Origin of the sequence: Collinsella sp. LCP19S3_C9 (genome assembly GCF_052121575.1) — a bacterium.
In the GTDB taxonomy this organism is placed as follows: domain Bacteria; phylum Actinomycetota; class Coriobacteriia; order Coriobacteriales; family Coriobacteriaceae; genus Collinsella.
Window position 1 is genome coordinate 120,881 of record NZ_JBQKDZ010000001.1, and the last position, 25,602, is coordinate 146,482.

Genomic DNA, 25,602 nt, shown 5'->3' on the forward strand with positions numbered 1-25,602 from the left:
GTTAAACGTAGTAGATGGGCCCATTTCATGGCGGGCAGGCCATGCAGCAGTCTGTTGCGCCTCTTGCCGTTCGGTTTTTCGCTGGGTGGGTATACTTCCATCCGCAATACAGGCCGGAATGAGGAGGTATCCAAATGCCGGACAACGGATCGATTCAAAAGAGAGACGCGAGCGAGATGGCTCATGGGCGTCCTGTCCAGATAACCGAGCAAACAACGGTGACCGAGCTGCAGCCCAGCCTGTCCGATGTCGTGTGCGCAAACAAAAAGCTGCAGATTGGCTTTATCGTTGCGCTCGTGGTACTGGCGCTGCTGTCGGGCTTTGTGGCGCGCCCGCATTTTGCCGATACCAAGACTTGGGACTCCACCATCGAGGTCATCGATCAAAAGAAGGGCAATGTATTGGCGCTCACGACCTCGTGCGTCGCCCTATCTGCGGGCATTACCGCGCTGCCGGGTGATACGGGAACGCCGGTTGCCGAGCAGCTCGCACAGCTTTCGGGTAATCTTGGTATCGTGCTTGCCGTGCTATACCTAGAGAAATATTTACTCACGATTTTGTGGTCGGTTGGCCTGGGCATCCTGATCCCGTTTGCGCTGGTGCTCTTTGCAGCGTCGCTCGGCAGTCACGGACGCTGGAGCACGAGCACGGTCATTCGTCGCGTGGCAATGCGTGTGCTGGTGGTCGCCATAATTAGCATGGTGTTGGTGCCCGCGAGCGTATGGGTGTCGCAGAAGGTTGATGAAACGTATCGAGTGAGCATCGAGGCGGCCGAGCAAAAGGCGACTGACGCTGCGAGTGCGGCAGATAGCGATAGCTCCAAAGCAAACAAGAAAAAGACCGAGTCCGCAGAGTCCAAGAACGTGCTTGAACAGCTTGCCGACGGTGCCTCGGGTCTCGTCACGACGGTGACCAGCGGCGCCAAGCAGATGACCGATGAGATTGTGCAGCAGGTGACCGATCTGATCGAAGGCGTCATTGTGATGATAGTGACCTCGTGCGTTATCCCATTGCTGGTGCTCGCGGCGTTTTTGTGGCTGGGGCACACACTGCTGGGGATTGATATTTCCGGGCCGACGAATTATTTGACGGGCCGCTTTCTGGGCACTCCGTCCAAGCATGCCAAGAAGGGCGGGCAGTCCTAGTAGCTAAAACAGCTGTATATACCGGGGAATACCGCCGAAGGGCGGCCGAGACACGTTCTCGGCCGCCCTTTTGTTTGTTGAACACATGGTCGCTACGCCCGCGCCCGGTCCAAACGGTCAGCAATCATCCGTGAACGGTATTTGTTCAAAAAAGAACAAAGATAAACAAAAAGTTGTTGCAGTTACTGTTCGAATGTGTTCAAATAAACATGAACAGTGAAGAATCGCACATTCAGATGCCCGGACCTGAACGAGATTCAACACTTCCAAACAGAAACAACGCACCTGCGTATCTCTCAAGGAGGATGTCATGAGGGTTGTAATCGCTTCCGATGCCGACGGTATGTCGATGAAGGAGTCCATCAAGGAGATGCTCATCGCCGATGGTCACGAGGTCGTCGACTATTCCGAGACCCCTGCCGCGGACTTTGTCGATTCCGCTACCGCCGTTGCCAAGGACCTGCTGGAGCACAAGGATTCCCAGGGCTTCGCATTCGATAAGTACGGTGTCGGCTCCTATATGGCCGCCGTCAAGATCAAGGGCATGGTCGTCGCTAACATTTCCGACGAGCGTTCCGCCTACATGACCCGCGAGCACAACGGCTCGCGCATGGTCACCATGGGCCCGGGCGTTGTGGGCACCGAGGTCGCCAAGAAGATCGCCCGCGAGTTCCTGCGTGCACAGTACGCCGGCGGCCGTCACCAGATCCGTGTCGACATGCTCAACAAGATGGCCTAACGAGAGCCACCGAGAACTCGAACTTCTACCTCAACTTGTGAATTCAGACGAAAGGACGTTCTGATGAAGAAGACCATCGCAATCGGTTGCGACCATATCGTTACGGACGAGAAGATCTATCTGGCCGACCGCCTGGAGCAGGCTGGCTACCAGGTGCTCGACTGCGGCACCTACAGCCACACCCGTACGCACTATCCCATCTACGGCAAGGCCGTGGGCGAGGCTGTTGCCAGCGGCAAGGCCGACTTTGGCGTGGCCCTGTGCGGCACCGGCATCGGCATCACCAACGCCGTCAACAAGGTTCCCGGCGCCCGCTGTGCCCTGGTTCGCGACATGACCTCTGCCCTGTATGCCCGTCGCGAGCTCAACGCCAACATCGTGGGCTTTGGCGGCAAGATCACCGGTGAGTTCCTGATGGCCGATATCATGCTTGCCTTCCTGGAGGAGCCCTACGAGAAGACCCCCGAGCACGATGCCCTGATCGCCAAGATCGATGCCTGCAATAAGGCCGACGCCGAGGCTCAGGCTGACCCACACTTCTTTGACGAGTTCCTGGAGAAGTGGGACCGCGGCGAATACCACGACTAGTGGGGTTACGCGGTTTTGCCAAACCGCGTAACGGGTCGACGCTGCGCGACGCCCAGGCACCCCATCTCGCCACTCAAACCGTCGCTCGCGTACATGAAGTACGCGTCGCTCCTCTTTCGCGGCGACCTGGGGCACCTGATCGCCGCTCGCTGACGTTGGGGGCACCTGTGGGGTTACCGCTGTTGTTGCGAAGCTTTCTGGTTCAGTAAGCTGCTCCGATAACACGTTTGCTTACTTGGCTTGAGTGCTTCGCTCTTGGCGGTACCCGGCATTCTGCAGCTTTTCAATTGACGGCTCGCGTTTCTGTGAGGGGGCGCGGGCCGGTTTTCTATCAGCCCTATTGACTTGGTGGGCTGTCGTAAGAAAGGGAAGACTCCTATGGAGTTTGTTCTTGATAACGGTTCTATCCGCGTGGCACTGAGCACGGCGGGCGGGTCGTTCACTTCTATTGCGGCCAACGGCCGTGAGTACCTGTGGCAGGGTGATCCGGCAGTCTGGTCGGGCCAGGCCCCCATTTGCTTCCCGATCTGCGGTGGCCTTCGTGACGGCCACGCAATGACCATGGGCGGCCGCGAGGTAAAGCTCGCCCGCCACGGCTTTGCGCGCAAGCAGGAGTGGAAGCTCGAGGAACAGAGCGACAACATGGTTGCGCTGAGCTTAAGCTCTGCCGACCATGCCGAGTTGCTCGAGCAGTACCCGTATCCGTTTAAGATCGTTGCTCGTTACACGATCGATTCGGAAAAGGTTGCCGTGTCGTACGAGGTGACCAATGAGGGCACCGAGGACATGCCGTTCTTTGTGGGCGGTCACCCCGGCTTTAAGTGCCCGCTCGACGAGGGCGAGTCCTATGACGACTACGAGCTTCGTTTTGAGCAGCGTGAGGCCACCGACCTCTGCACTGCCGTTCCCTCGACGGGCCTGATTGATGTTGAGCATCGCAGCAAGAACCCGATGGTTGGCCATGACCTGCCGCTGACCCACGAACTCTTTGACTTTGCGGAGACCATCTTTGACGTGCTCGAGAGCCGCGTGGTTACGCTGACCAAGAAGACCGAGGACAAGGGCGTGCGCCTGACGTTCCCCGATATGCCGTACCTGATTGTGTGGAGCAAGCCCGAGGGTGACTTTGTGGCCGTGGAACCGTGGGGCGGCCTGTCCACCTGCTCCGACGAGGACGATATTCTGGAGCACAAGCGCGGCTGCCTGGTGGCCAAGCCGGGGGAGACCGTCACCCGCGGCTTTGAGATCGAGATCCTTTAACGAGCTATCGTATGTTTGGGGTCGCGCGTGTCGTGCCCCGGAAACAGGAGTTCAATATGATTCTGACTGTTACCATGAACCCGTCGATTGATACGCGCTATCAGCTCGATAAGCTGGTCATCGACGATGTTAACCGTGTGACGCCCGAAAAGACCGCTGGCGGTAAGGGCCTCAACGTGAGCCGTGTGCTGCTGCAGTTGGGCGACGATGTGCTCGCGACTGGCCTGCTTGGCGGTCACATGGGTGCCTATATGGCCGAGCTTATGGATGCCGACGGCGTCAAGAACGACTTTGTACCCATTGCCGGCGAGACGCGTATTTGCCTGAATATTCTGCACGAGGGTAATCAGACCGAGCTTTTGGAGAGCGGCCCGCAGATCGCCCCGGCCGAGCTCGAGGCCTTTACGGCCAAGTTCGCCGAGCTTGCAGCGAAGGCGGACGTTGTGACGCTTTCGGGCTCGCTGCCGCGCGGCGTCGATGCCGGCTACTATGCCGAGCTCGTCAAGATCGCCGAGGAGGCGGGCGCCAAGGTGCTACTCGACACCTCGGGTGCATCGCTGGAGGCCGCGCTGGAGTCCGAAGCTAAGCCCGAGCTCGTAAAGCCCAACCTGACCGAGATTAACGGCCTGCTGGGTACGTCCTTTACGACCGATGATGTCGATGCTCTGCGCGAGGCGCTTGCCGCCGATGACCGTTTTGCCGGTATCCCCTGGGTCGTCGTTTCGATGGGCGCTGCCGGCTCGGTGGGCTTCCATGAGGGCCGCGCGTTCCGCGCCAAGACGCCCGCGATTGCGGCTGTAAACGCGACGGGTTCCGGTGACTCGACCATCGCCGGTTTTGCGCATGCCATTGCTGCTGGTGCCGACGACGTCACGGTGCTCAAGACCGCCAATACCTGCGGCAAGCTCAACGCTATGGATCCCAAGACCGGCCACCTGGTCATGGACCGCTGGGACGAGGTCTACAACAGCGTAGAGGTAACCGAACTTTAGAGTTACGGCGTACCGAACAAAACGAGAGTGGATAATCTCCCATTTTGGGCTCGCAAGCGGGCTTAGAGTGGGAGATTTTCCACTCTCATGAGAGGCAGCTAATTTGGGACGGGGCTATTTTGACTACTTCTAGATGCAAAGTAGTCAAAATAGCCCCGTCCCAAATTAGCTGCCCTTGCACCAAAAACGGCGCCCGCCGGCGATGTTGCCGGCGGGCGCCGTTGTCTTGAAGACGAAATGATCCGTTTTCCTCCGTCCCCAAGGGATCATTACAGCGAGTTGATAAAGCGCTGCTGGGCGGCGCGACCGGCTTCGTCCCACTTAAAGACGCCGGCGTTGTCGAGCACGTGGCCAAACACCATGCCGACCTCCTCGTGCAGGATATCGATGGCGCTATCCGCCGTAAGCTCGTCGGCGCGGCGGGCAAAGACGTCCTCGGCCCATGCGGCGTGGCTGCGGCAAAGGTCGTCGCCCTCGAGCGCGCCGGCAAGGTCGTAACTGACATCGGCCTTGGCTGCCAGCAAGTGCTCGCGGACAGCGCCGAGCTCGGGAACCAAGCGCGGCGGCAAAATGGCCAGGCCCATGACCTCGATCAGGCCGATGTTCTCCTTCTTAATATGGTGGTACTCGGCATGCGGGTGAAATACGCCCAGCGGATGCTCGTCGGTTGTGATGTTGCAGCGAAGTGCCAGGTAGGCCTCGTAGATCTTGCCGCCGGCATTGCCGCGAGAGTCGACGCGGCGGATGACGGGCGTCACAGTGTTATGCGCCACGCCGTCGGCTGTGTGCGCGATGACGCCCACAGACTCATCGGTCCACTCGCGCCAGGCGAGGATAATCTTCTCGGCGGCGTCGAGCAGCTGGGCGCGGTCGTGCGAGCGCAGTCTCAGCACCGAGAGCGGCCACTGCAACACGGTGCCGCTGACCTGGTCAAAGCCGGGCACGTTAAACTGCGAGACCTCGGCGGCATGCATCATGGGGAACTCGTGCGCGCCGCCCTGGAAGTGATCGTGCGACAGAATCGAGCCGCCCACGATGGGCAGGTCGGCGTTGGAGCCAATAAAGTAGTGCGGGAACAGGTCCACAAAATCGAGCAGGCAGGTCAGTCCCTTACGGTCGACGTGCATCGGGCGATGCTCGGCGCTCATGGCAATGCAGTGCTCGTTAAAGTACGCGTACGGGCTGTACTGGAAGCCCCAGCGCTCGCCGTCGAGCTGGATGGGTATGACGCGCAGGTTCTGGCGAGCGGGATGGGCGCCGCCGTCGGCAGCGGCGGAGCGTCCAGGGTAGCCCTCGTTCTCGATGCACAGTTGACAGGCGGGATACTTCTCGCCCGTGTTCTTTGCGGCGCCGGCCGCGGCAATGTCGCGCGGGTCCTTCTCGGGCTTCGACAGGTTAATGGTGATTTCCAGGTCGCCCCAGTTGGTGGGGGTGCTCCATTTGATATTGCGCGCGATGGCGGCGCGGCGCACGTAACCGGCGTCACAGCACAGACCATAGAACCAGTCGGTCGCGGCGCGGGGCTCGTTGACGCCCATGCGTCCGTTGAACTCCTCGTTTACAACCGAAGGCCTCGGCATGAGCGCGCCCATGATGCGCATGGCGATGCGGTCGCGGCCCGACGCCGTGTCCTCGGCAGCGCCGTTGGCAACGGCGTCCTCGGAAAGCGCGGCAAGCGTGCCCTCCAGGTCAAAATTGGGGAGCGTATCGGGGTGCAAGAGCGAGAGCTTCTCGTTCTGCATCGCCCAAGCCATGTCGAGCGCGGGACCCGTGGCGCCGATGCACTCGAGAATGGTGTTGTAGGCCCAGATGCGGTCATCCTGTCCGATCATGGATCGATGGATGGCATACTCAATCAGGCCCTGCGCGGCCTCGCGCACATCAGTCATTACAGCCATGCCGCGTAAGCCCCCTTGTCAGAAATTGCGTAGTGGCGGGCAGAGCCCTCGCCCAGCCAGCCGTTCATCTTGATGATGAAGGTGTCGACAAGATCGAGTGGCACGAAGGCCTGGATAGTGCCACCAAAGCCGCCGCCGTGGATGCGGACGGCGCCGCGGCCGTCGAGCACATGCTCGGCCAGCGCCAAGGCATACATGGAAGGTTGCTCGGAGCCCAGTTTGGCGACGACATTCTGCAGGTACATGGCGGAGCTGGCACCGGACTCGCGCGTCAGGAACAGGAACTGGTCGATGTCGCCGGCGCTAAGGGCTGCCCAGCGCTTATCGACCAGGCCGTTCTCGTACCAGTAGTGAAGGGCGCGCAGGCAGGCACGGTCGCCCAGCTTGGCGCGTAGCTCAGGGAGCTTGGCGTCAAAATCCACCACGTTTACCTCGCACAGGCGTGTCTTGCCAAACTCGGCGGCGACGTCCTGCATCTCGCGCGGAACGGCGGCGTAGTCGTCGGTGGCGGCCACGTGGTCGGCGCCAACCTTAACGAGCACGAGCGCATAGCCGTGATCCTCAAAGTTGAGTTCGAGCTTCTGGGTTTTAGGCTGAGCCTGGTCCTCAAAGTCCATGTAGGCGAGGCCGCCCAAGCAAACGGCGGCCTGGTCCATAAGACCGCAGGGCTTGCCGTAATAGTTGTTCTCGGTGCGCTGGCTCATCTGGGCGAGCGCGACGGGCTCGATGGCGGGTGCGCCCCAGAGCGCCTCCATGGCACGACCGTACGCCGCCTCGACAGCAGCGGAGCTCGAAAGACCGCCGCCCGAGGGAACGGAGCAGGTGAAGGCGAAGTCGAAGCCCTGGGGCTCAACGCCCAGAGCAGCGATTTCGTGGGCCATGCCGCGGACGAGGCTTGCGGACGTGCCCTTCTCGGACTCCTGAACATCTAGCGTATCGAGCGTGATCTCAAAGGTAGGATAGCCCTCGTCGGCGACGCGGATCTTGTTGGAGTCGGTTGCCACGGCGATACCGTCAACGGCGACATCGAGCGAGCCGGCGATAACATGGCCGCCCTCGTGATCGGTGTGATTGCCGCTGATCTCAGAACGCCCGGGTGCGTGCACGTAGAGCACCTGGCGGTCGCCGATGGGTCCAAACTCCTCCTCAAACAGCTTGGTGAGCATGGTGAGTGTCTTTTCGTCGGGGGTGGTCATGGGAGTCCTTTCCTTGGCGCGCACGGGTGAGTTTTGCGTCGCTATGAATACGTTAACAACTTGAAGCGGCATGAACCAAGTGTTCACGATGCCGCACGTTACGGGCTATGTTAACGTACTCATAACAGATCTCTTGTCACTTTTTGAGAATCTGGTAGTCGGTAGAATTACAGCCGTGAACGGTACCGCCGTATGGACTTATAAAGCAGAAGAGATACAGATAGAAAAAGTAGAGTACGTTAACATGCGTCCGACGATAGCGGGCCTCGGAGCGGGATATATTTCTGCCCGGGCCGGCATGCACGCTATTCAGATCTCGCAAGGGTGAAGGTGATTCTGTGGCAAGGCACTCGTCCAACGATACAGGTACGCGTCCGGTCTCCATGGCCGACGTCGCCCGCGCTGCCGGTGTTTCGCAGCAGACGGTTTCGCGCGTCGCCAACGGCTTGCCCAACGTTAACGAGCAGACGCGCCAGCGCGTGCAGGCCGCTATGCAAGAGCTCGGTTTTCGTCCGAGTTATGCCGGCCGCTCGCTGCGCGACGGCCGTTACCATTCGGTCGGTCTGTGCGTCAACGATATCACCAAGTTTGGCAACCTCTCAATGATCGATGGCATCGCCAGCGCTGCTCGAGAGCATAATTGCGCCATCACGCTGGTCGAGATGTCCAAGACCGAGGAGTTTTCGCTTGCCGAGGCCACGCGTCGTATGGCTGCGCTGCCGGTGGACGGCATCATCATCGGCATGAGCCGCATGGCGCCCGATTTTGAGACGTTTGATCCGCTGCCGGGCATTGGCACGGTTATTGTTACCATGTACGCGCACCCGCGGGTGACCACGGTCGACTCCGACCATTACGGCTGCTCGCTCTTGCTTATGGATCATCTGTTTGAGCTGGGGCACGAGCAAATTCGCTATATTGGCGGCCCGTCGTTCTCGGTCGACGAGCAATTTCGTCGCGCCGGCTGGCAGGATGCGCTCGAGCATAAGCACATTAAGCCGCAGGCGCCGCTCGAGGGCGACTGGTCTGCCAACAGCGGCTACGAGGCCGGCAGGTACCTGGCCGAGCACGATCGCACCATGACGGCGATTTATGCGGCAAACGATCAGATGGCAAATGGCGCGATTGCCGCGCTGCGTGATAGCGGCCTGCGCGTGCCCGAGGACGTAAGCGTGGTGGGCGTCGACGATTCGCTCGACGACTTTGTCGCGCATAACGAGCTCACGACCGTTCGTTTCGATTTACATCAGCGTGGACGCGAGGTGTTTGAGCACGCGGTTCCCGAGGCGGGTACGACGGGCAAAACCGTTGCTATTCGTATTCCCGGCCAGCTCATTATTCGACATAGCACGGCGATTCCACGCTCATAGTTTGCGCAGGTAAACGACGATTTATCGTATTTCAATAACAATCGGTAAGGATGCCGGCAGATAACAGTTGGAATGCTGCCAAGTGCTATGATAGACAAGTTATTTTGTCTATCTAGGAGGCTTTGTCTGATGGAGATCACCAAGGATATCCGCTACATTGGCGTCGACGACCACGACATTGACCTGTTCGAGGGCCAGTACGATGTGTCCGAGAACGGTATGGCATACAACAGCTACGTTATCTTGGGCGAAAAGATCGCTGTCGCCGATTCGGTCGACGGTGGTTTTGTCGACGAGTGGCTCGGCAACCTCGAGGCCGCGCTCGATGGCCGTACGCCCGACTACCTGGTCATCCATCATATGGAGCCTGATCACTCCGCCGGTATCGCCGCCTTTATGGAGCGCTATCCCCAGGCGCAGATTGTGGCCAGCATGGGTGCTTTCCGCATGATGGTCAACTACTTTGGCACCGACTTCCCCGAGCGCAAAATGGTTGTCAAAGAGGGCGATGTGCTCGACCTGGGCGGCCACAGCCTGACCTTTATCGGAGCCCCCAATGTTCACTGGCCCGAGGTGCTCTTCTCCTATGAGGCCACCGACAAGGTGCTCTTTAGCGCCGACGGCTTTGGCAAGTTTGGCGCCAACGACATCGAGGATCCCGAGGGCTGGGCTTGCGAGGCTCGCCGCTACTACTTTGGCATCGTCGGTAAGTTCGGCAAGTTTGTGCAGGCCGTGCTCAAAAAGGCTGCCGATCTGGATATTCAGATCATCTGCCCGCTCCACGGTCCTGTCCTTACCGAGAATCTGGGCTATTACCTCGACACCTACAACACCTGGTCGAGCTATCAGCCCGAGGACGAGGGCATCACGATTGCCTATGCGAGTGTGTATGGACATCTGAAGGCTGCCGTCGAGGAGCTCGCCGCAGCGCTCGAGGCTCGCGGCCAGAAGGTTTCCGTCTTTGACCTGGCTCGCGACGACATGGCCGAGGCCGTTGAGGATGCGTTCCGCTATGACCGCCTGGTGCTCGCCTCCATCACCTATCAGGGCGAGATCTTCCCATTCATGAGCACCTTTATCCACACGCTCGCCGAGCATGCCTACCAGAACCGCACCGTGGCGCTCGTCGAGGCCGGTTCCTGGACGCCCGCCGCTGCCAAGGTTATGACCAAGGAACTCGAGGGCATGAAGGACATCACCCTGGCGCAGAACAAGGTGACTGTCCTGGGCTCGCTCAACGACACATCGCGCGCCCAGATCGAGGCCCTCGCCGACGAGCTTTCCAAGTAGCGATATTTCGCTTTTAACGGGCAAAACCACCACAAAGGGGACAGGCCCTTTGTGGTGGTTTTTGTTTAAGCGCCGGCGATGATGAGGGCTGGACGTGCGCTGTCGGCGGCCTCGGCGATTGAGGTGGCGACGGCGGCGTCGGGGTCGCTGTCCATCACGATGATGTCGACGTCGGCAAGCTCGGCAAAACGGTACATGCCGCGTCCGTTGACCTTACTGGCGTCCATGAGGGCGACGCTTTGACGGGCGGCACCGACCATAGCCGCTTTGGTCTCGGCCATCTGCGGAAAGTCGGTCGTAAAGCCGCAGCCGGGAACAAAAGCGCCAGGACACATGACGGCAAGGTCGGCGTGGACCATTTGGAGCGCCTGCATGGTAAGTGGGCCGTACAGATAGCGATGACCTTTGCGCAGTGCCCCGCCCAGCATAACGACATCGACCGAGGGCATGCTCTCGTCAATATAATCGGCGATGGTAATGTCGGCCGTGATAACGGTGATGCCGTCGCGCTGATCGAGGAGTCGGACGAATTCGAGCGCCGTGGTACCCGAGTCGACGAGCAGCGTGTCGCCGTCATTAACGAGCCCGATGGCGCTTTGCGCGATGGCCTGCTTGGCGGCGACGTTGACATTGATGCGGCGATCTTGTGTGGAGACGGTCAGGCGTTTGTGGAGCGATACGGCACCACCATGTGTGCGACGCAGCTTGCCTGCTTCGGCGAGCGCGTCCAGGTCGGCGCGGGCGGTGACGGAGGACACGCCAAAGGTCTGGGCGATTTCTGCTACCTGCACCGAGGCGTTATGCTCGAGTATTTCCATAATGGCGGTACGGCGCTCGTCAGCAAAAGCACGGTTGGTAGCTTGGGCCATATTTGCTCCATTCTCGGCTAAATTTGCAGGAATTGTGTTGACTCTATTTTCGTTCATTTTCTTTTTGAGTAAGAAAACACCTTTCGATTACTTATCTTTTCTATAAAAGAAAGATGCTAAACGCTCAAAATTCAATATCGAACACGCCCACTCGCTTCCGATTCCTTCCGTTTACTTTTCAAAAACGACTGTATTGGCCTGCATGGACTCAATATCTCGCACGTGCAAAGCCGCTGAATTTCATACAATGAGCGCAGTAAAACGCAAGGTAAAACGCCTTGTGAACAACTACGCCCGATGTCCAGATGCGGGCGAGGGAGAGGAGCAAACGCTCATGGCACTTGTTACCACCGAAAAGATGCTCAAGGACGCTCAGGCCGGCCACTACGCCGTCGGCGCGTTCAACGTCGAGAACCTCGAGTTTGTTATGGCCGTTCTGGCCGCTGCCGAGGAGACCAAGTCCCCCGTCATCATGCAGACCACCCCGGGCACCATCAAGACCGCTGGTCTGGACTACTTCTACGGCATGGTGAAGGCCGCTGCCGAGCGCGCTTCCGTGCCCGTCGCTCTGCACCTCGATCACGGCGATGGCTATGACCGCTGCATGCAGGCTTTCCGCACGGGCTACACCTCCGTCATGATCGACGGCTCGCACGAGTCCTTTGAGGACAACATTGCCCTGACCAAGTCCGTCGCTGACGCTGGCCGCGCCATGGGCGTGCCCGTCGAGGCCGAGCTCGGCAAGGTTGGCGGCAAGGAGGACGACGGTCCCGCGGTTGAGGGCGAGAGCCCCTACACCGATCCTGCCGAGGCCAAGGAGTTCGTCGAGCGCACCGGCTGCACCTCGCTGGCCATTGGCGTTGGCACCAGCCACGGCGTGTACACGAGCGATCCGCACATCGAGCAGTCCGTGGTCAAGGCCATCCGCGACGCCGTCGACGTGCCGCTGGTTCTGCACGGCACTTCCGGTGTGCCCGATGAGCAGGTTGCCGAGGCTGTGAAGAACGGCATCTGCAAGGTTAACTACGCTACCGAGCTGCGTCAGGCCTACACCAAGGGCTTCATGGCCTACATGGCCGAGAACCCCGCCTGCTTCGATCCCAAGAAGCCGGCCAAGGAGGGCATGCGTGAGATCACCGAGCTGGTTAAGATCCGCATGACCAACCTCAACTCTGTGGGCAAAGCAGAGTAACAGCAAGGGTACTCTGATCCCACCGGGCCGTCCGGAAACGGAAAAGGGCCTATCTCTCAGAACGTCCTCGGACATGTCGGAAGCCCCGCTGCGCGCACGCGCTGCGGGGCTTCCTCCGTCCTGCGGAATGTTCTGAGAGATAGGCCCTTTTCCGTTTCCGGACGGCCCTGCTCGATCGCCCTTGTGGCGTTGGGGCGGAATAGTGGTGCGCGGGGGCGCTTTGTTGGTGGGGGTTAGTATGCCCGGGTTTGGTTGGGGAATGACTTGTTTAGGGATGCTTGGAGCTTATCAAAGGATATTCGCAAGTTGAGATTCTGATCGGTTGAGCGTTTGGCTTTTGTGGTGGGGGAGTCGAGGAGGCCGTTTCTCTGTGTCGGGGGGAAGGAGAAAAAGCCTGCATGTTTTAGGGATGGCTGCTGTGCTGCGTCATTGGAAGAATGCATGCTTATGCGGCCTCCTCGATGTTCACCAAAAGGTTGCGCACGGGGTGTGCTGCTAGGTCTCGTGCGTTGGCAGTATTATGCCGCGGCTGCTGCAAAGAAGCGCTAAAGAAAGGCTTAATCAGGTTTGATATAACAATGAAACCGCAGGTCAAAGGTATCGAATAACACTCTTGAAAGGTTTTGAGCTTAAGGGCTTTCTAAGGTTTGCGGCTCGGATGTGGCGCGGACGTGCGGAGCGTGTGACTGATCGCTGTTAGCGCTGCGGTGCGGCGGCGCGTACCTGTTCGATGACCTTTTCCATGGTGGCGTCGATGCGGTCTTTCTTGAGCTCACATTCCCAGACGGTGATGGGCGTCCAGCCCATTTGGGTAAGCGCGTCGATGGCGGCTCGGTCGCGCTCGACGTTGCGGCGAAACTTTGCCTCCCAAAACTCAACATTGCGCTTGGGCTGGCTCGGATTGCACTTAGGGCAGCGATGCCAAAAGCAGCCGTTGACGAAAATGGCGATCTTGCGCCCGGGAAAGGCGATGTCGGGCTTGCCGGGTACCTTCCATTCCAGACGGTATCCCGTAAGGCCCGCTGCCCGCAGGCGCTGGCGAACGAGCAGCTCGGGTTTGGTGTTGGCGCGCTTGTTGCCCTTCATGGACTTTTTTATAGCGGCGCGACGGCGCACCAGTTCGCGCTCGTCAGCGGAGAGGTCCGAGGTATCGATGCCGTCGAGCAGACCTGGTTTGGGACGCTTTTTGCTGCGGCGCTTAGGTGCGCGCTTGGGTTTGGTGGCGGGTTTGTCGGCCGTGTTGGGCGTGGCGTCATCGGCGGCGCCGTTGGCCTCAAGCCGATCTTCCTTCAACTCAATCAGAGCATCGATAAGCCCTTTGTCGGCGGGCATCCACTCAACGGTGGCAAGCGAGGTGCGCGGAATCCAGCGGATATCGAGCTGGCGGTCGTGCTTCTGGGGCTCATCGGATTCTTTAGCCAGCGAGCAGTAGTAGCACTCCATGGAGAGATGAAAATCGGGGTAGTCGTACTCAACGGTATAGAAATCGCGCAGGTTGGTGACTTTGACCTGCAGCTCTTCCATGAGCTCGCGGCGTACGGCGTCCTCGGGCGTCTCGCCGCGCATGAGCTTGCCACCGGGGAACTCCCAAAGTCCCCGCATGTCGCCGTAGCCGCGCTGCACGGCAAGCAGCTCATCGGATCCTTCCTTGCGAATGATCCCAGCGGCAACATGAACAGTCTTCAACAGGAGTCCTCCCTTAACATCAACACATGACAAGGCAGCTCATTTGGGTAGTCTTTTTGGGACGGGGCTTTTTTAGCTACCCTATGTCAAATGCGGCCTCATGCTTCGAAGGCTACGGATAGGGTAGCTAAAAAAGCCCCGTCCCAAAAAGACTACCCCTACCTTACGCAACGGTAAGGCAAGCGTAAGCGATATCGATGGTAGCCGACTCGGCTTCTTGCGACTATAGATGCCGTAGACTAATCGCAAGAAAGGACTCGGTATGCAAACCACGCACATGGCGACCCCGGTACTGGAAGTCGTGCATCTCGAAAAGGTATACGGAGTGCTGGGCAACGTGACCCGCGCGCTCAACGACGTCAGCTTTACCGTCAACCGCGGCGAATTCGTTGGCATCATGGGCGCTTCGGGCTCGGGTAAGTCGACGTTGCTCAACTGCGTGTCGACCATCGATAGTGCCACAAGCGGCGCGATCCGCATCAACGGCCAGGACGTGACGCGCATGAAGCAGGCTAAGCTTTCGCAGTTCCGCCGCGAGGAGCTTGGCTTTATCTTCCAGGACTCCAACCTGCTCGATACGCTCACGGCACGCGAGAACATCGCCCTGCCGCTCACCATCGCCCGCACAAACTCGGCAGAGATCTCGACCCGCGTGCAGGATGTGGCAGCGCGCCTGTCCATCAGTCAGGTGCTCGACAAGTATCCCTACCAGATGTCCGGCGGTCAGCAGCAGCGCGTTGCCGCGGCTCGCGCGCTCGTCACCGACCCCACCATGATCATGGCCGACGAGCCCACCGGCGCCCTCGATTCCAAGAGCGCTCGCCTGCTGCTCGAGAGCCTGGAGGCCCTTAACCGCCGCCTGCGCGCCACCGTGCTCATGGTCACGCACGACAGCTTTGCCGCCAGCTACACGAGCCGTGTGCTGTTTATTCGCGACGGCAAGATCTTCACCGAGCTGCGCCGCGGAGACACCGACCGCCGCGAGTTCTTCGACCGCATTATGGAGGTCGTTGCCATGATGGGCGGTGAGGGCTCCGATGCTCTGTAAACTCGCTTGGGGCAACGTCCGCCGCGCCGGCCGCGACTACCTCGTCTACCTTTTGACGCTCACCCTGGGCGTCACGGTCTTCTATGCCTTTAACACCATCTCGATGCAGGTCGACATCGCCGGAATCGATGAAGAGGGCTTGGCGCAGGTTATGGGCAGCATGCTCGGCTACCTGACGTACTTTTTGGCCGGTGTCATGGCCTTTTTGATGGTGTATGCCAATAACTTCATCATGAAACGCCGCAAGAAGGAGTTTGGCCTGTACCAGGTACTCGGCATGGGGCGTGGGCGCGTCGCCACGATCATGGCGCTCGAGACCGTGATAGTATCGGTTGTGGCCTTTGTCGCCGGCATTGTGCTGGGTGTGGGACTCTCCCAGCTCATGACGTTCTTTACGGCCTCGCTCTTTAAGACACAGATCGCCAATTTCCGCTTCTTTTTCTCGGTGCATGCGTTCAACCTGACCCTTGCCTGCATGCTCGTAATGTTTGTGCTCACGCTACTGCTGAACCTTCGCGCCGTGCGTCGTACCAAACTCATCGAGCTTATGGGTGCCGAGCGTCGCAACGAGAGCATCAAGACACGCAACCCCTGGATCGCGATTGCCATCTTTGCCGTGGGCGTGGTGCTTGTGGGCGTGGCCTATTACCGTCTGCTACGTGATGGGTTCCCGCTAACCGCGACGGACAGCAAGCTGCAAGAGGCCATGAACCAGTTTGGCATTACGACCGCTATGGTTACCGTGGGCACCTTTGCCCTGTTCTGGGGACTCTCGGGCATGCTTATCAAGCTGCTGCAGAGCCTGCGCGGCGTGTATTGGCGCGGCCTCAACATGTTTATCGTGCGCCAGCTTGCGGCCAAGGTCAACACGGTGTGCTTTTCGATGGGCGTCATCGCGATGCTCCTGTTTTTGGCCATCACCTCGGTGACGTGCGGTATGTCGATTGCCAATGTGATGAACGAAAACCTGGAGCGCTATAACCCTGTAGACGTGTCTCAGATGTATGTCTATTACACGCCCGATACGTTCGACTACTACAAGGGGTACGTCAATCCGTCTGATGAGGCCGATCGCATGGCGTTGGCCGATACAACGGTCGATTTGTACCCCGCATGGCACGGCGAGGGCAAGTCGGCGGACAGCAACGACGAGACCGGCAAGAAGGTCAATATCGCCGATGTTGCCGGTGAGCATGTGCAGATCGATTCGTATCTGAGTTACCCGCTTGGCGGCTCGGATCCTTCGGTGACTCCAAGTGAGATGTGCAAGACCATGGGCGAAAAGCTTCCCAAGGCGTTCGGGGGTAGCAATGCCGATACGATGGGTCTGTTTGTGACGCCGGCGAGCCAGTACAACAAACTGCGCCAGATGATGGGCGAGGAGCCGGTGAGCATTGGCCGCGACCAATATCTGCTCACGTGTGATATGGGCGGCGAGCTGGTCGACCTGTACACCAAGTATATGGCTGGCGGCCATGCCCTTACCTTGGGCGGGCATACGCTCAAACCCGCAACTGATAAGTCGGACGAAGATACGGCGGCCATCGCCAACTCGGCGATGGGCAGTAATCCGGGTACCGTCGTCGTTGCCGACGAACTGTTGTCCCAACTTAATCTGCAGCCGTATTCCAGTAGCCTGCTCGTTAACTACAAACAGGGGATGGATACGACCGAGGCAGACGAGAGCATTAAATACACTCTGCTCGACAATCTGCTCGTTGACGGCAAGGAGCCGGGGTTTTGGGGAGCCTTCATCACACGCTCCGAGATGTACACGCAAGCAGCGCAAATGAACGGTCTTATTAGCTACCTAGCCATCTACATCGGCTTTGTATTGGTTGTTGCATGCGCGGCGATTCTATCGATCCAGCAACTCTCCAACGTGGCCGACGGCAGCCGCAGCTATCGTGTGCTGGCACAGATCGGCTGCGACGACCGCCAGATTCGCCATTCGGTGATGGCACAACAAGCGGTGTTCTTCCTGTTCCCGTTGGCGGTGGGCTTGGCGCACTCCTTTGTGGCACTTAACGTGATTATCGAGTTGGTGAGCATATTCGGAAATATGAGCATCGGCGGCACCGTGGGCCTCACCTGTGCAATCTTCCTGGCAGCATACGGTGGCTACTTCTTGGTGACCTACCTTATGAGTACCGGAATGGTGCGAGCAGCCATAGCCACCCGCTACAGCGAGTAACCTTCTAGTCCAGAACCACCACAAAGGGGACAGGTACCTTTGTGGTGGTTTTTACGTCTATCTCAATCTGTAACATATGGCTGGCAAAATCGCCTCTATCTGTTATAGATTGAGATTGTTTATCTCGAGCCATACGGTTTGTCTCGATCTGTAACAACAAGACGGGGATTCGGCCCCTAGATGTTACAGATCGAGACATCGGTCGTTTGATTTGGAGGAAGCCTTATGCGCACGATTACCGAGTCCGAGTCCACCCCGAGGGCCGACGGCTTCTTCATGCCCGCCGAGTTCGCCCCCCAGGACCGCGTGTGGATGGGCTGGCCCCACCGCACCGACACCTGGGCCCACGGCGCCAAGCCCGCCCAGAGGCAGTATGCCGCCATCGCCCGCGCCATCGCCGAGTTCACCCCGGTCTACATGTGCGCCAACCAGGTCGACTACGCCAACTGCAAGGCCGTCTTCGAGAACGACGAGAACGTCACCGTCGTCGAGATGACCACCGACGACGCCTGGTTCCGCGACACCGGCGCCACCTACGTCATCAACGGCAAGGGCGAGAAGCGCGCCAACCACTGGCACTTCAACGGCTACGGCGGCCTCATCGACGGCCTCTACTTCCCGTGGGACAAGGACGAGCAGATCGCCCTCAAGATGGCCGAGCTCTCCGGCTGTCGTCGTTATCGTCCCGACGACATGATCCTCGAGGGCGGTTCCATCACCGTCGACGGCGAGGGCACCGTGGTCGTGACCGACCAGTGCCTGCTTTCCCCGGGCCGCACCTGCTCCGCGGTGCTCGAGGAGGAGGAGGACCCCGAGTCCCTCTGGCCCAAGTACCGCAAGAAGTTCGAGCCCTGGAGCGAGGAGCTTCGCGGGTACATGACCGAGCACCTCAAGGACTACCTCGGCGTCGAGGAGGTCATCTGGGTCAAGGAGGGCATCGACCCCGAGGAGACCAACGGCCACATCGACGACGTCGCCACCTTCATCGCCCCGGGCGTCATGGTCTGCATCTGGACTGACGACCCCGAGTACCCGTTCTACGAGCAGTGCCACGCCGCCTACGAGACCCTCTCCAACGCCGTTGACGCCAAGGGCCGCAAGCTGAAGGTCTACAAGCTCTGCATGCCCGTGAACCCACTGTTCATGGATCGGGCTTCCTGCGACACCATCGACGCCGACGAGAACGCCGAGCCGCGCGTCGCCGACGAGCCGCTGATCGCCTCCTACATGAACTACCTGGTCACCAACCACGGCGTTATCGTCCCGCAGTACGGCGACGAGAACGACCGGCTGGCCGTTGACACGCTCCAGGAGATCTACGACGAGGTCTGGGGCGAGGGCGTCTACAAGTGCGTGGGCGTCAAGTCCGACCAGGTCGTCTACGGCGGCGGCAACATCCACTGCATCACGCAGCAGGAGCCCTCGGCGTAATTGTCTGTCTTCCCGGGGTACGGCACCTTGCCCTTCAATCGTCGGGCATGACCCTTAAGGTCTATGCCCTCCTCTTTCAGGGCAATCTGCCGCACCTCGGAAACCCAGCCAATCACGCCGACGCTTAATCGTCTGGCTTCCTGAGGCACCCCATCTCGCCGCTCAAACCGTCGCACGCGTACCAAAGTACGCTTCGCTCCTCTTTCGCGGCGACCTGGGGCACCTCGAAAACCCAGCCGATCAATCGGACCGACGCAGCTTGTTACCGCATTAGTCATTGGTGCCAACCCTGGCAACGATGCAGGTCGAAAAACGTCAGCGAAAACCCGTACACGCGAGCAAGGTGCCTTGAAGCGAGGCGGCATTGACCTTTTGGTCATGCCGTCGAAGCTGAAAGGCAGATTGCCGCTCTGGCGGGTTTGCAGCGTCGGCCGGTTACGGCGTTTGGTAAAACGCCGTAACCTACACCCGCTCTGCGATCTCGTGGATGAGGTAGTCGGTCTTTTCCCAGCCCAGGCACGGGTCGGTGATGGACTTGCCAAAGACGCCGCCGTCGACAGACTGGTTGCCGTCCTCCAGGTAGGATTCGATCATAAAGCCCTTGACCAGCTTGGAGATGGACTCGTTGCGGCGGCAGCTGTCGAGCACCTCCTTGCAGATACGGTGCTGCTCCAGCGGGCGCTTGCCCGAGTTGTCGTGGTTGCAGTCGATGACCGCCGCCGGGTTGGCGTAGCCGGCATGCTCGGTATAGCGCTCGGCCAGACGCTCCAGATGCTCGTAGTGGTAATTGGGGTAGGTACGACCGTCGAGACCAATGTAGCCACGCATGACGGCGTGCGCGAGCGGATTGCCGTCGCACTCGACCTCCCAGTTGCGGAAGATGAAGCTTTGATGTGCCTGGGCGGCGTAGATGGAGTTGAGCATGACGGTGGTGGAACCGGCGGTGGGGTTCTTCATGCCCACAGGCACCGAAATGCCGCTCGACACCAGACGATGCTCCTGGTTCTCGACCGAGCGCGCGCCCACGGCGACGTAGCTCAGCAGGTCGACGAGGTACTGGTAGTTGGACGGGTAGAGCATCTCATCGGCGGTAAAGAAACCGGTCTCCTCGATGACGCGCAGGTGCATATGGCGGATGGCCTTGACGCCCTCGAGCAGGTCGTCGGGAGCCTCGGGGTTGGGGTTGTGCAGCAGGCCCTTGTAGCCAGTGCCCTTGGTGCGCGGCTTGTTGGTATAGACGCGCGGAATGATGATGAGTTTGTCCTTGACCTCTTCGGCGACCTTGGCCAGTCGGCTCATGTACTCAAGCACCGAGTCCTCGCGGTCGGCAGAGCACGGGCCGATGATGAGCACCTTGCGCGCGTCCTCGCCGGTAAAGACCTTGGCGACCTCGGCGTCGAATGCCTGTTTTTTGGCGGTAAGATCGGCGGAAAGCGGCATTTCCTCGCGGATTTCCATGGGGATCGGCAACCTGCGCTTGAATTCCATAGCCATACGGGGCCTCCTCAATCAAATAAGACAAAGTGTGCATTGTCGAATGCTCGGCATTATCCGCTGTCGCACGCTAAAGTGCAAGCCCTCATCACCCCAAAACCTGCCAAAAAGGGACAGGTTTATTTTGGCAGGTTTTATCTGGGTAAACGTTGGCTGGCCCTGGAATGGAATGATGCCACGTGGCTTGGAAGAGGTCGTCAATTTGGTCCCAGGGGAGGCGGTTTGAGGGTCGCAGAACAAAAAACGGGAGCGCAGGTTGTCCTGCGCCCCCGTTCTCGGGTGTTATTCGTTCCCTGCGGCAGAATTTACGCCGCTTCGTCGAACTGCGAGTTGTACAGGTCGGCGTAGAAGCCGCCTTGGGCGAGCAGCTCGTCGTGCGTGCCCTTCTCGACGATGTCGCCGTCGCGAATTACCAAGATCACGTCGGCGTTGCGGATCGTGGACAGGCGGTGTGCGATAACAAAGCTGGTACGGCCCTGCATCAGCGCATCCGTGGCGCGCTGAATAAGCTCCTCGGTGCGGGTATCGACGTTGGATGTCGCCTCGTCCAAAATCAGCGCCGGGCGGTCGGCCAAAATGGCGCGGGCAATGGTCACGAGCTGGCGTTGGCCCTGCGAAAGGTTGGTGCCTTCCTCGTTGATCATAAAGTTGTAACCGCCGGCGAGCGTATGGATAAAGTGGTCGCAGCGTGCAGCGCGTGCAGCGGCCTCGACCTCGGCATCGCTTGCATCGGGGCGTCCGTAGCGGATGTTCTCGCGGATGGTGCCGTTAAACAGCCACGTATCCTGCAGCACCATGGCAAACTCGCCGCGCAGTGCCGCGCGGTCCCAATCGCGTACGTCGACGCCATCGACGCGCAGCGAGCCGCCGTCCACGTCGTAGAAGCGCTGTAGCAGCTTAATGAGCGTGGTCTTGCCGGCGCCGGTGGGACCGACGATGGCGATGGTCTGGCCGGGCTGTGCCTCGCAGCTAAAGTCGTGGATGATGGTCTTGTCGGGCGTGTAGCCAAACTTGACGTGGTCAAACTCCACATGGCCAGGGCGCTTTTCGGGAATCTGCGCGTCGGCCTTCTGCTCCTCCTCGGGCGCGGCCAGGAACTCAAAGACGCGCTCGGTGGCAGCGGCCATAGACTGCATCGTGTTACTCACGTTGCCCAGCTGCTGCACGGGTTGCGTAAAGTTGCGAACGTACTGGATAAAGCTCTGGATGTCGCCGGGCGTGGCATTGCCGGTCAGCGCGAGCTGTGCGCCCACCACGACGACGCCCACGTAGCCCATGTTGCCCACCAAGCTCATAAGCGGCATCATCAGGCCCGACAGGAACTGCGAGCGCCAGCCACTAATAAAGAGGCGGTCGTTTTGACGGTCGAACTCTTCGATTGAGGCCTCGGCGCGGTCGAACACCTGAATGACGTTCTGGCCGGCAAAGTCCTCCTCGATAATGCCGTTGACGGTGCCCAGGACCTGCTGCTGCTCGCGGAAGTACGGCTGCGAGAAATGAATCATCACGGTCAGGATAATCGCGGCGGCCGGCAGTGTGAGCACGGTGACGCCGGTAAGCGGCAGGCTGATCGACAGCATCATGACGAGCACGCCGATAATCTGCGTCACCGACGTGATGAGCTGCGTCACGCTCTGGTTGAGCGACTGACCCAGCGTATCGACGTCGTTGGTGATGCGGCTGAGCACATCGCCCTTGCTGTGTCCGTTAAAGTAGCTCATCGGCACGACAGCGATCTTGGCGGCGATCTCCTTGCGCATGCGGTAGCAAATCTTTTGCGTGACGCCGGTCATGAGCCAGCCCTGGATGAGGCTGCAAACAGAGCTTGCCAGATACAGGCAGAGCAAAAAGCCGAGCGTCTTGGCGATCCAGGCAAAGTCGACATCGCCGGTACCGTTGACCTTGGCGACCAGGCCTTCGAACAGCTTGGTCGTAACCTGGCCGAGCACCTTGGGTCCCACAATGTTAAAGACGACCGAGCACACGGCAAAGGCGACGGCGGCAAGCACGGCAACCTTGTGTTGACCGATATAGCCGAGCAACTGCCGCATGGCGCCCGTAAAGTCCTTGGCCTTCTCGCCGCGGCCCATGCCACCCATGCGGCCCATGGGACCGCGCTGGCGGGTGGGCTTGGGAATCTGAGTCTTGGTCTCGTCTGCCATTAGTGCTCGCCTCCCTCCATAACGGCTGCAATTTCTTCTTGAGTGAGCCCCAGCTCCTCGGCGGAAAGCTGCGACTGTGCGATCTCCAGGTACGCCGGGCAGCTGTGCAGCAGCTCCTCGTGCGTACCAGTGCCCACCACGTGGCCGTCGTCGAGCACGATGATCTGGTCGGCGTGCATGATGGTCGCGATGCGCTGGGCTACGACAACGAGCGCGGCGTCGGTAACGTTTTTGGCAAGCTCTTCGCGCAGGCGCGCGTCGGTCTTGTAGTCGAGGGCGCTAAACGAGTCATCGAACACCAGGACCTCGGGCTTTTTTGCCAACGCGCGGGCGATGGCCAGACGCTGGCGCTGACCGCCCGAGACATTGGAGCCGCCCTGGCTGATGGGGGAGTCGTAGCCGCCCTCGCGCTCGGCGATAAAGTCCTCGGCTTGGGCGATGCGCGCGGCCTCGTGCATGTTCTCGTCGCTTACCATGTCGCCGGCAAACTTAAGGTTGCTCTCCACGGTGCCCGAGAACAGACGCCCCTGCTGAGGGATGTAACCAATGCGGCGGCGAAGCTCGGAAAGGGTCATATCGCGCACGTCGATACCGTCGAGTGAAATGCTGCCGCCCGTGACGTCGTACAGGCGCGGAATCAGCTGTACGAGCGTGGACTTGCCCGAGCCCGTGGAACCAATGATGCCGAGCATCTGACCGGCATGCGTGGTGAAGTTCACGCCGCTAATGACGTCAGCGCGGGCATCGGGATACTGGAAACTCACGTCGCGGAAGGTGAGCTCACCGCGCGGTGCGCCGGCCGCGGGCAGTTTGGGCGAGGCGGGGTCGTTGATGCTCGTGGGGCAGGTGATGACCTCTTCCACGCGCTCGGCTGCGACCTCGGCGCGGGGCAGGATGACCGAAACCATGGTGAGGATCATAAACGCCATGACGATCTGCATGGTGTAGGAGATAAACGCCATCATGTTGCCGACCTGCATCACGCCATCGGACACGCCCTGCGCGCCAAACCAGACGATAAGCACGGTGATGCAGTTCATGACGAGCATCATGAGCGGCATCATAAAGCTCATGGCACGATTGGTGTAGAGCTGCGTGGTCATTAGGTCGAGCGAAGCCTTGTCAAAACGCTCGAGCTCATGCTCCTCGCGGTTGAACGAGCGGATGGGCATAAGGCCGTCGAGCAGCTCGCGGGCGGTAAGGTTCACGCGGTCCACAAAGCTCTGCATCTTTTTGAACTTGGGCATGGTGAGGCCCATAAGCACGCCGACGACGGCCGAGACCGCGATGATGGCCACGGCGATGGTCCACTCCAGGCCGGTGTGGTTGGCCAGGACGCGCATGACGGCGACGATGCCCATGACGGGGGCCATCAGGCACATGCGGATAAACAGGGTTGCGGCCATCTGAATCTGCTGAATGTCGTTGGTGCAGCGGGTGATGAGCGAGGCCTGGCTAAACTTGCCCACCTCGGCCGGCGAGAAGTGCATAACCTTGTTGAAGGTCTCGCGGCGCAGGTCGCGTGCGATGGAACAGGCGGTGCGCGAGGCCACGGCGCCGGTCAGGATGGTGGCGATGAGCGAGATCAGGCACAGACCAAACATCGTGGTTGCCATGCGACCCAGATAGGCGTTCTGCACGTCGGCGGGGTCGATGCCCTGCGCCTTGTACTCGTCTTGTACATAGCTCACGGCGCGTTGGGTCACGATGGAACCCGACATGGAGCCCATTTTGTCCGCCATATCGTTGGCACCCTCGACGAGCTTGCCCTGGTCGATAAGGCCGCCTTCAACGCCTAGGCGCAGGCTCTTCATGGTGATCTTACCGCCGTCGGTATCAATCTGCTTTTGCATGTTCTGCGCCGCCGCGGCCTTCTGCTGCATCTCGGCGAGCTGCTCGGGCGTCATTGCCGCCATCTGCTCGGGGGTGGGCATGGCCTGGGCGGCGTTGTTGTTATTCTCGCTGGACGAACCCATCATGTCATCCATGGAGTTGGCGTCAATGCCCTGGTTGAACGAAAGGACGACGGTCTCGGGCAGGCTCACGATGTCGGCAATCTTGCCGCCGTCGGCGCGCTCCTCCTCGGTGCCCTTGTACGTTCGAATGCCGTTATTATCCGCCTTGCTAAACACGGCCTCCACAGCTTTGGCGTCCTTATCGCTCATAAAGAGTTCGAGGTCGTCGAGCGATTTGGTGCGAATGGTGTCAGGTACGGGCGAGGCGATACCGCCTTGCTGCACGCCCACGTCGACGATGTCGCTCATATACGTAGGCAGCGCCAGATCGGCGTTGCAGCTGATTACGATAAGTACGATAGCTGCGAACAGTGCCAGGACATGCTTTTTAAAGAGCTTGAGAATCCTCACTCGGCATCTCTCCTTTCTTGATTGCGGTCGATAATTTCGTTGGCACGCCTAAGAAGGCGCACCATCTCTTGGGTATCTGTTTCGCCGAGCTGCTCGAGGAAGGCCGCGGTGCGGTCCTCGAATTCCCGATGCTTGATTTCGAGATCATGGAATCCCTTGTCGGTCACCGTGACGTGTACGCGACGACGGTCGGTCTTTGAGTGCTCGCGCTCGACCCAGCCTTTGGCTTCGAGAGCGCGCAGGATATTGGCGATGCGGGCGCTCGAGACCCAGGCACGATCGGCGAGTTCGCTTGGCGTGAGCGAACCGCCAGCGAGCATGAGGGCGCGCATGACGGCCATCTCACCACTGAGGGCTTTGTCCGCAAAGCGCGAAATGCGCTGATGCATACTGCCGAACTCGGTAAGGAGCTGACGCCCAAGTTCACGGAAATCGGTATCTTTCACCGAAAACCCCTAACACTAGAAACTATTTTTGGTAGAAGATGATACCCCCATATGCGGGCCTCATGCAGTGGGCAATATTAAGAGCGCATAAAGACTTAAAATAATTCAATTGCTGAAGCGTTTCAAAGAACTATCATGCCCGCGGTTAGGCGAGGGGTTGTCACCACCATGACGACTGGGACTCATTTATCGCCATGTGCGATGCTCCAACTTCCCGCAAGGAGACATCTGAATCA

19 protein-coding genes are annotated in these 25,602 nt (G+C 59.6%); 11 read left to right on the forward strand and 8 right to left on the reverse strand.

All coding sequences use genetic code 11. The annotated features are described in order from the left end of the window. The first annotated feature begins 134 nt into the window (after positions 1-134). From ACTQXI_RS00560 to ACTQXI_RS00580, 5 genes are all read left to right on the forward strand, one after another. Positions 135-1,145: a hypothetical protein gene (locus ACTQXI_RS00560; RefSeq protein WP_441048687.1), complete on the forward strand. Its 1,011-nt coding sequence runs from the start codon at positions 135-137 to the stop codon at positions 1,143-1,145. Positions 1,146-1,455: 310 nt separating this feature from the next. Continuing rightward, positions 1,456-1,884 carry a galactose-6-phosphate isomerase subunit LacA gene (gene lacA / locus ACTQXI_RS00565; RefSeq protein ID WP_006234830.1) on the forward strand — a complete coding sequence of 143 codons (429 nt, stop codon included), beginning with the start codon at positions 1,456-1,458 and terminating at the stop codon, positions 1,882-1,884. Positions 1,885-1,947: 63 nt separating this feature from the next. Further along, the gene (lacB, locus tag ACTQXI_RS00570; RefSeq protein ID WP_346981957.1) at positions 1,948-2,472 is read left to right on the forward strand and encodes a galactose-6-phosphate isomerase subunit LacB; all 525 of its coding nucleotides are present in this window, start codon (positions 1,948-1,950) and stop codon (positions 2,470-2,472) included. A gap of 378 nt (positions 2,473-2,850) precedes the next feature. Then, positions 2,851-3,732: an aldose 1-epimerase family protein gene (locus ACTQXI_RS00575; RefSeq protein ID WP_427748000.1), complete on the forward strand. Its 882-nt coding sequence runs from the start codon at positions 2,851-2,853 to the stop codon at positions 3,730-3,732. Positions 3,733-3,788: 56 nt separating this feature from the next. Then, the gene (locus ACTQXI_RS00580; RefSeq protein ID WP_427793974.1) at positions 3,789-4,724 is read left to right on the forward strand and encodes a hexose kinase; all 936 of its coding nucleotides are present in this window, start codon (positions 3,789-3,791) and stop codon (positions 4,722-4,724) included. 269 nt (positions 4,725-4,993) lie between these two features. Here ACTQXI_RS00580 and ACTQXI_RS00585 read toward each other — a convergent pair whose 3' ends face one another. Further along, the gene (locus tag ACTQXI_RS00585) at positions 4,994-6,622 is read right to left on the reverse strand and encodes a UDP-glucose--hexose-1-phosphate uridylyltransferase (protein ID WP_441048686.1); all 1,629 of its coding nucleotides are present in this window, start codon (positions 6,620-6,622) and stop codon (positions 4,994-4,996) included. After that, positions 6,613-7,818, reverse strand: coding sequence for a galactokinase (locus tag ACTQXI_RS00590; protein WP_441048685.1), 1,206 nt, complete (start codon positions 7,816-7,818; stop codon positions 6,613-6,615). The genes ACTQXI_RS00585 and ACTQXI_RS00590 overlap by 10 nt, the downstream gene beginning before the upstream one ends. Positions 7,819-8,201: 383 nt before the next feature. Between ACTQXI_RS00590 and ACTQXI_RS00595 the strand changes: the two genes are divergently transcribed. Together ACTQXI_RS00595 and ACTQXI_RS00600 are read left to right on the forward strand one after the other, a co-directional pair. Then, positions 8,202-9,188: a LacI family DNA-binding transcriptional regulator gene (locus ACTQXI_RS00595; protein WP_441048729.1), complete on the forward strand. Its 987-nt coding sequence runs from the start codon at positions 8,202-8,204 to the stop codon at positions 9,186-9,188. 129 nt (positions 9,189-9,317) lie between these two features. After that, positions 9,318-10,478, forward strand: coding sequence for an FprA family A-type flavoprotein (locus tag ACTQXI_RS00600; protein WP_427793971.1), 1,161 nt, complete (start codon positions 9,318-9,320; stop codon positions 10,476-10,478). 65 nt (positions 10,479-10,543) lie between these two features. Here ACTQXI_RS00600 and ACTQXI_RS00605 read toward each other — a convergent pair whose 3' ends face one another. Beyond that, entirely contained in the window at positions 10,544-11,347 is an 804-nt protein-coding gene (locus ACTQXI_RS00605; protein ID WP_441048684.1) for a DeoR/GlpR family DNA-binding transcription regulator, read from the reverse strand. A gap of 334 nt (positions 11,348-11,681) precedes the next feature. On the opposite strand from ACTQXI_RS00605, the gene ACTQXI_RS00610 reads away from it, so the two are divergent. Continuing rightward, a complete protein-coding gene (locus ACTQXI_RS00610; RefSeq protein WP_022095149.1) occupies positions 11,682-12,539 on the forward strand; it encodes a class II fructose-bisphosphate aldolase in 858 nt (285 codons plus the stop codon). 696 nt (positions 12,540-13,235) lie between these two features. Here the strand turns inward: ACTQXI_RS00610 and vsr are convergent. Continuing rightward, positions 13,236-14,225, reverse strand: a complete 990-nt coding sequence (gene vsr, locus ACTQXI_RS00615; RefSeq protein ID WP_441048683.1) for a DNA mismatch endonuclease Vsr — start codon at positions 14,223-14,225, stop codon at positions 13,236-13,238. Positions 14,226-14,487: 262 nt separating this feature from the next. Here vsr and ACTQXI_RS00620 point away from each other — a divergent pair, with 262 nt between their 5' ends. From ACTQXI_RS00620 to ACTQXI_RS00630, 3 genes are all read left to right on the forward strand, one after another. Further along, complete coding sequence (locus ACTQXI_RS00620; RefSeq protein WP_441048682.1) at positions 14,488-15,273, forward strand: ABC transporter ATP-binding protein; 786 nt, start codon at positions 14,488-14,490, stop codon at positions 15,271-15,273. Beyond that, on the forward strand, positions 15,263-17,467 hold the full coding sequence (locus ACTQXI_RS00625; RefSeq protein ID WP_441548121.1) for an FtsX-like permease family protein: 2,205 nt from the start codon (positions 15,263-15,265) through the stop codon (positions 17,465-17,467). Before ACTQXI_RS00620 ends, ACTQXI_RS00625 begins: the two co-directional genes overlap by 11 nt. Before the next feature lie 225 nt (positions 17,468-17,692). After that, the gene (locus ACTQXI_RS00630) at positions 17,693-18,898 is read left to right on the forward strand and encodes an agmatine deiminase family protein (RefSeq protein ID WP_441048680.1); all 1,206 of its coding nucleotides are present in this window, start codon (positions 17,693-17,695) and stop codon (positions 18,896-18,898) included. Positions 18,899-19,360: 462 nt separating this feature from the next. On the opposite strand, the gene ACTQXI_RS00635 is transcribed toward ACTQXI_RS00630, so the two are convergent. The 4 genes from ACTQXI_RS00635 to ACTQXI_RS00650 form a co-directional block, all read right to left on the reverse strand. Beyond that, positions 19,361-20,392 (reverse strand): 3-deoxy-7-phosphoheptulonate synthase, encoded by a 1,032-nt coding sequence (locus ACTQXI_RS00635; RefSeq protein WP_427794434.1) that lies wholly within the window; start codon positions 20,390-20,392, stop codon positions 19,361-19,363. Positions 20,393-20,697: 305 nt separating this feature from the next. Then, a complete protein-coding gene (locus ACTQXI_RS00640) occupies positions 20,698-22,554 on the reverse strand; it encodes an ABC transporter ATP-binding protein (RefSeq protein ID WP_441048679.1) in 1,857 nt (618 codons plus the stop codon). Then, entirely contained in the window at positions 22,554-24,920 is a 2,367-nt protein-coding gene (locus ACTQXI_RS00645) for an ABC transporter ATP-binding protein (RefSeq protein WP_441048678.1), read from the reverse strand. The genes ACTQXI_RS00640 and ACTQXI_RS00645 overlap by 1 nt, the downstream gene beginning before the upstream one ends. Then, positions 24,917-25,366, reverse strand: a complete 450-nt coding sequence (locus ACTQXI_RS00650; RefSeq protein ID WP_154514934.1) for a MarR family winged helix-turn-helix transcriptional regulator — start codon at positions 25,364-25,366, stop codon at positions 24,917-24,919. Before ACTQXI_RS00650 ends, ACTQXI_RS00645 begins: the two co-directional genes overlap by 4 nt. Positions 25,367-25,602: the final 236 nt, after the last annotated feature.

What these genes read in the sequence shown, in the direction of transcription:
- ACTQXI_RS00560 (WP_441048687.1), top strand. Translation starts at nt 135, where the DNA reads ATGCCGGACAACGGATCGATTCAAAAGAGAGACGCGAGCGAGATGGCT.
- lacA (WP_006234830.1), top strand. Translation starts at nt 1,456, where the DNA reads ATGAGGGTTGTAATCGCTTCCGATGCCGACGGTATGTCGATGAAGGAG.
- lacB (WP_346981957.1), top strand. Translation starts at nt 1,948, where the DNA reads ATGAAGAAGACCATCGCAATCGGTTGCGACCATATCGTTACGGACGAG.
- ACTQXI_RS00575 (WP_427748000.1), top strand. Translation starts at nt 2,851, where the DNA reads ATGGAGTTTGTTCTTGATAACGGTTCTATCCGCGTGGCACTGAGCACG.
- ACTQXI_RS00580 (WP_427793974.1), top strand. Translation starts at nt 3,789, where the DNA reads ATGATTCTGACTGTTACCATGAACCCGTCGATTGATACGCGCTATCAG.
- ACTQXI_RS00585 (WP_441048686.1), bottom strand. Translation starts at nt 6,622, where the DNA reads ATGGCTGTAATGACTGATGTGCGCGAGGCCGCGCAGGGCCTGATTGAG.
- ACTQXI_RS00590 (WP_441048685.1), bottom strand. Translation starts at nt 7,818, where the DNA reads ATGACCACCCCCGACGAAAAGACACTCACCATGCTCACCAAGCTGTTT.
- ACTQXI_RS00595 (WP_441048729.1), top strand. Translation starts at nt 8,202, where the DNA reads ATGGCCGACGTCGCCCGCGCTGCCGGTGTTTCGCAGCAGACGGTTTCG.
- ACTQXI_RS00600 (WP_427793971.1), top strand. Translation starts at nt 9,318, where the DNA reads ATGGAGATCACCAAGGATATCCGCTACATTGGCGTCGACGACCACGAC.
- ACTQXI_RS00605 (WP_441048684.1), bottom strand. Translation starts at nt 11,347, where the DNA reads ATGGCCCAAGCTACCAACCGTGCTTTTGCTGACGAGCGCCGTACCGCC.
- ACTQXI_RS00610 (WP_022095149.1), top strand. Translation starts at nt 11,682, where the DNA reads ATGGCACTTGTTACCACCGAAAAGATGCTCAAGGACGCTCAGGCCGGC.
- ACTQXI_RS00620 (WP_441048682.1), top strand. Translation starts at nt 14,488, where the DNA reads ATGCAAACCACGCACATGGCGACCCCGGTACTGGAAGTCGTGCATCTC.
- ACTQXI_RS00625 (WP_441548121.1), top strand. Translation starts at nt 15,263, where the DNA reads ATGCTCTGTAAACTCGCTTGGGGCAACGTCCGCCGCGCCGGCCGCGAC.
- ACTQXI_RS00630 (WP_441048680.1), top strand. Translation starts at nt 17,693, where the DNA reads ATGCGCACGATTACCGAGTCCGAGTCCACCCCGAGGGCCGACGGCTTC.
- ACTQXI_RS00635 (WP_427794434.1), bottom strand. Translation starts at nt 20,392, where the DNA reads ATGGCTATGGAATTCAAGCGCAGGTTGCCGATCCCCATGGAAATCCGC.
- ACTQXI_RS00640 (WP_441048679.1), bottom strand. Translation starts at nt 22,554, where the DNA reads ATGGCAGACGAGACCAAGACTCAGATTCCCAAGCCCACCCGCCAGCGC.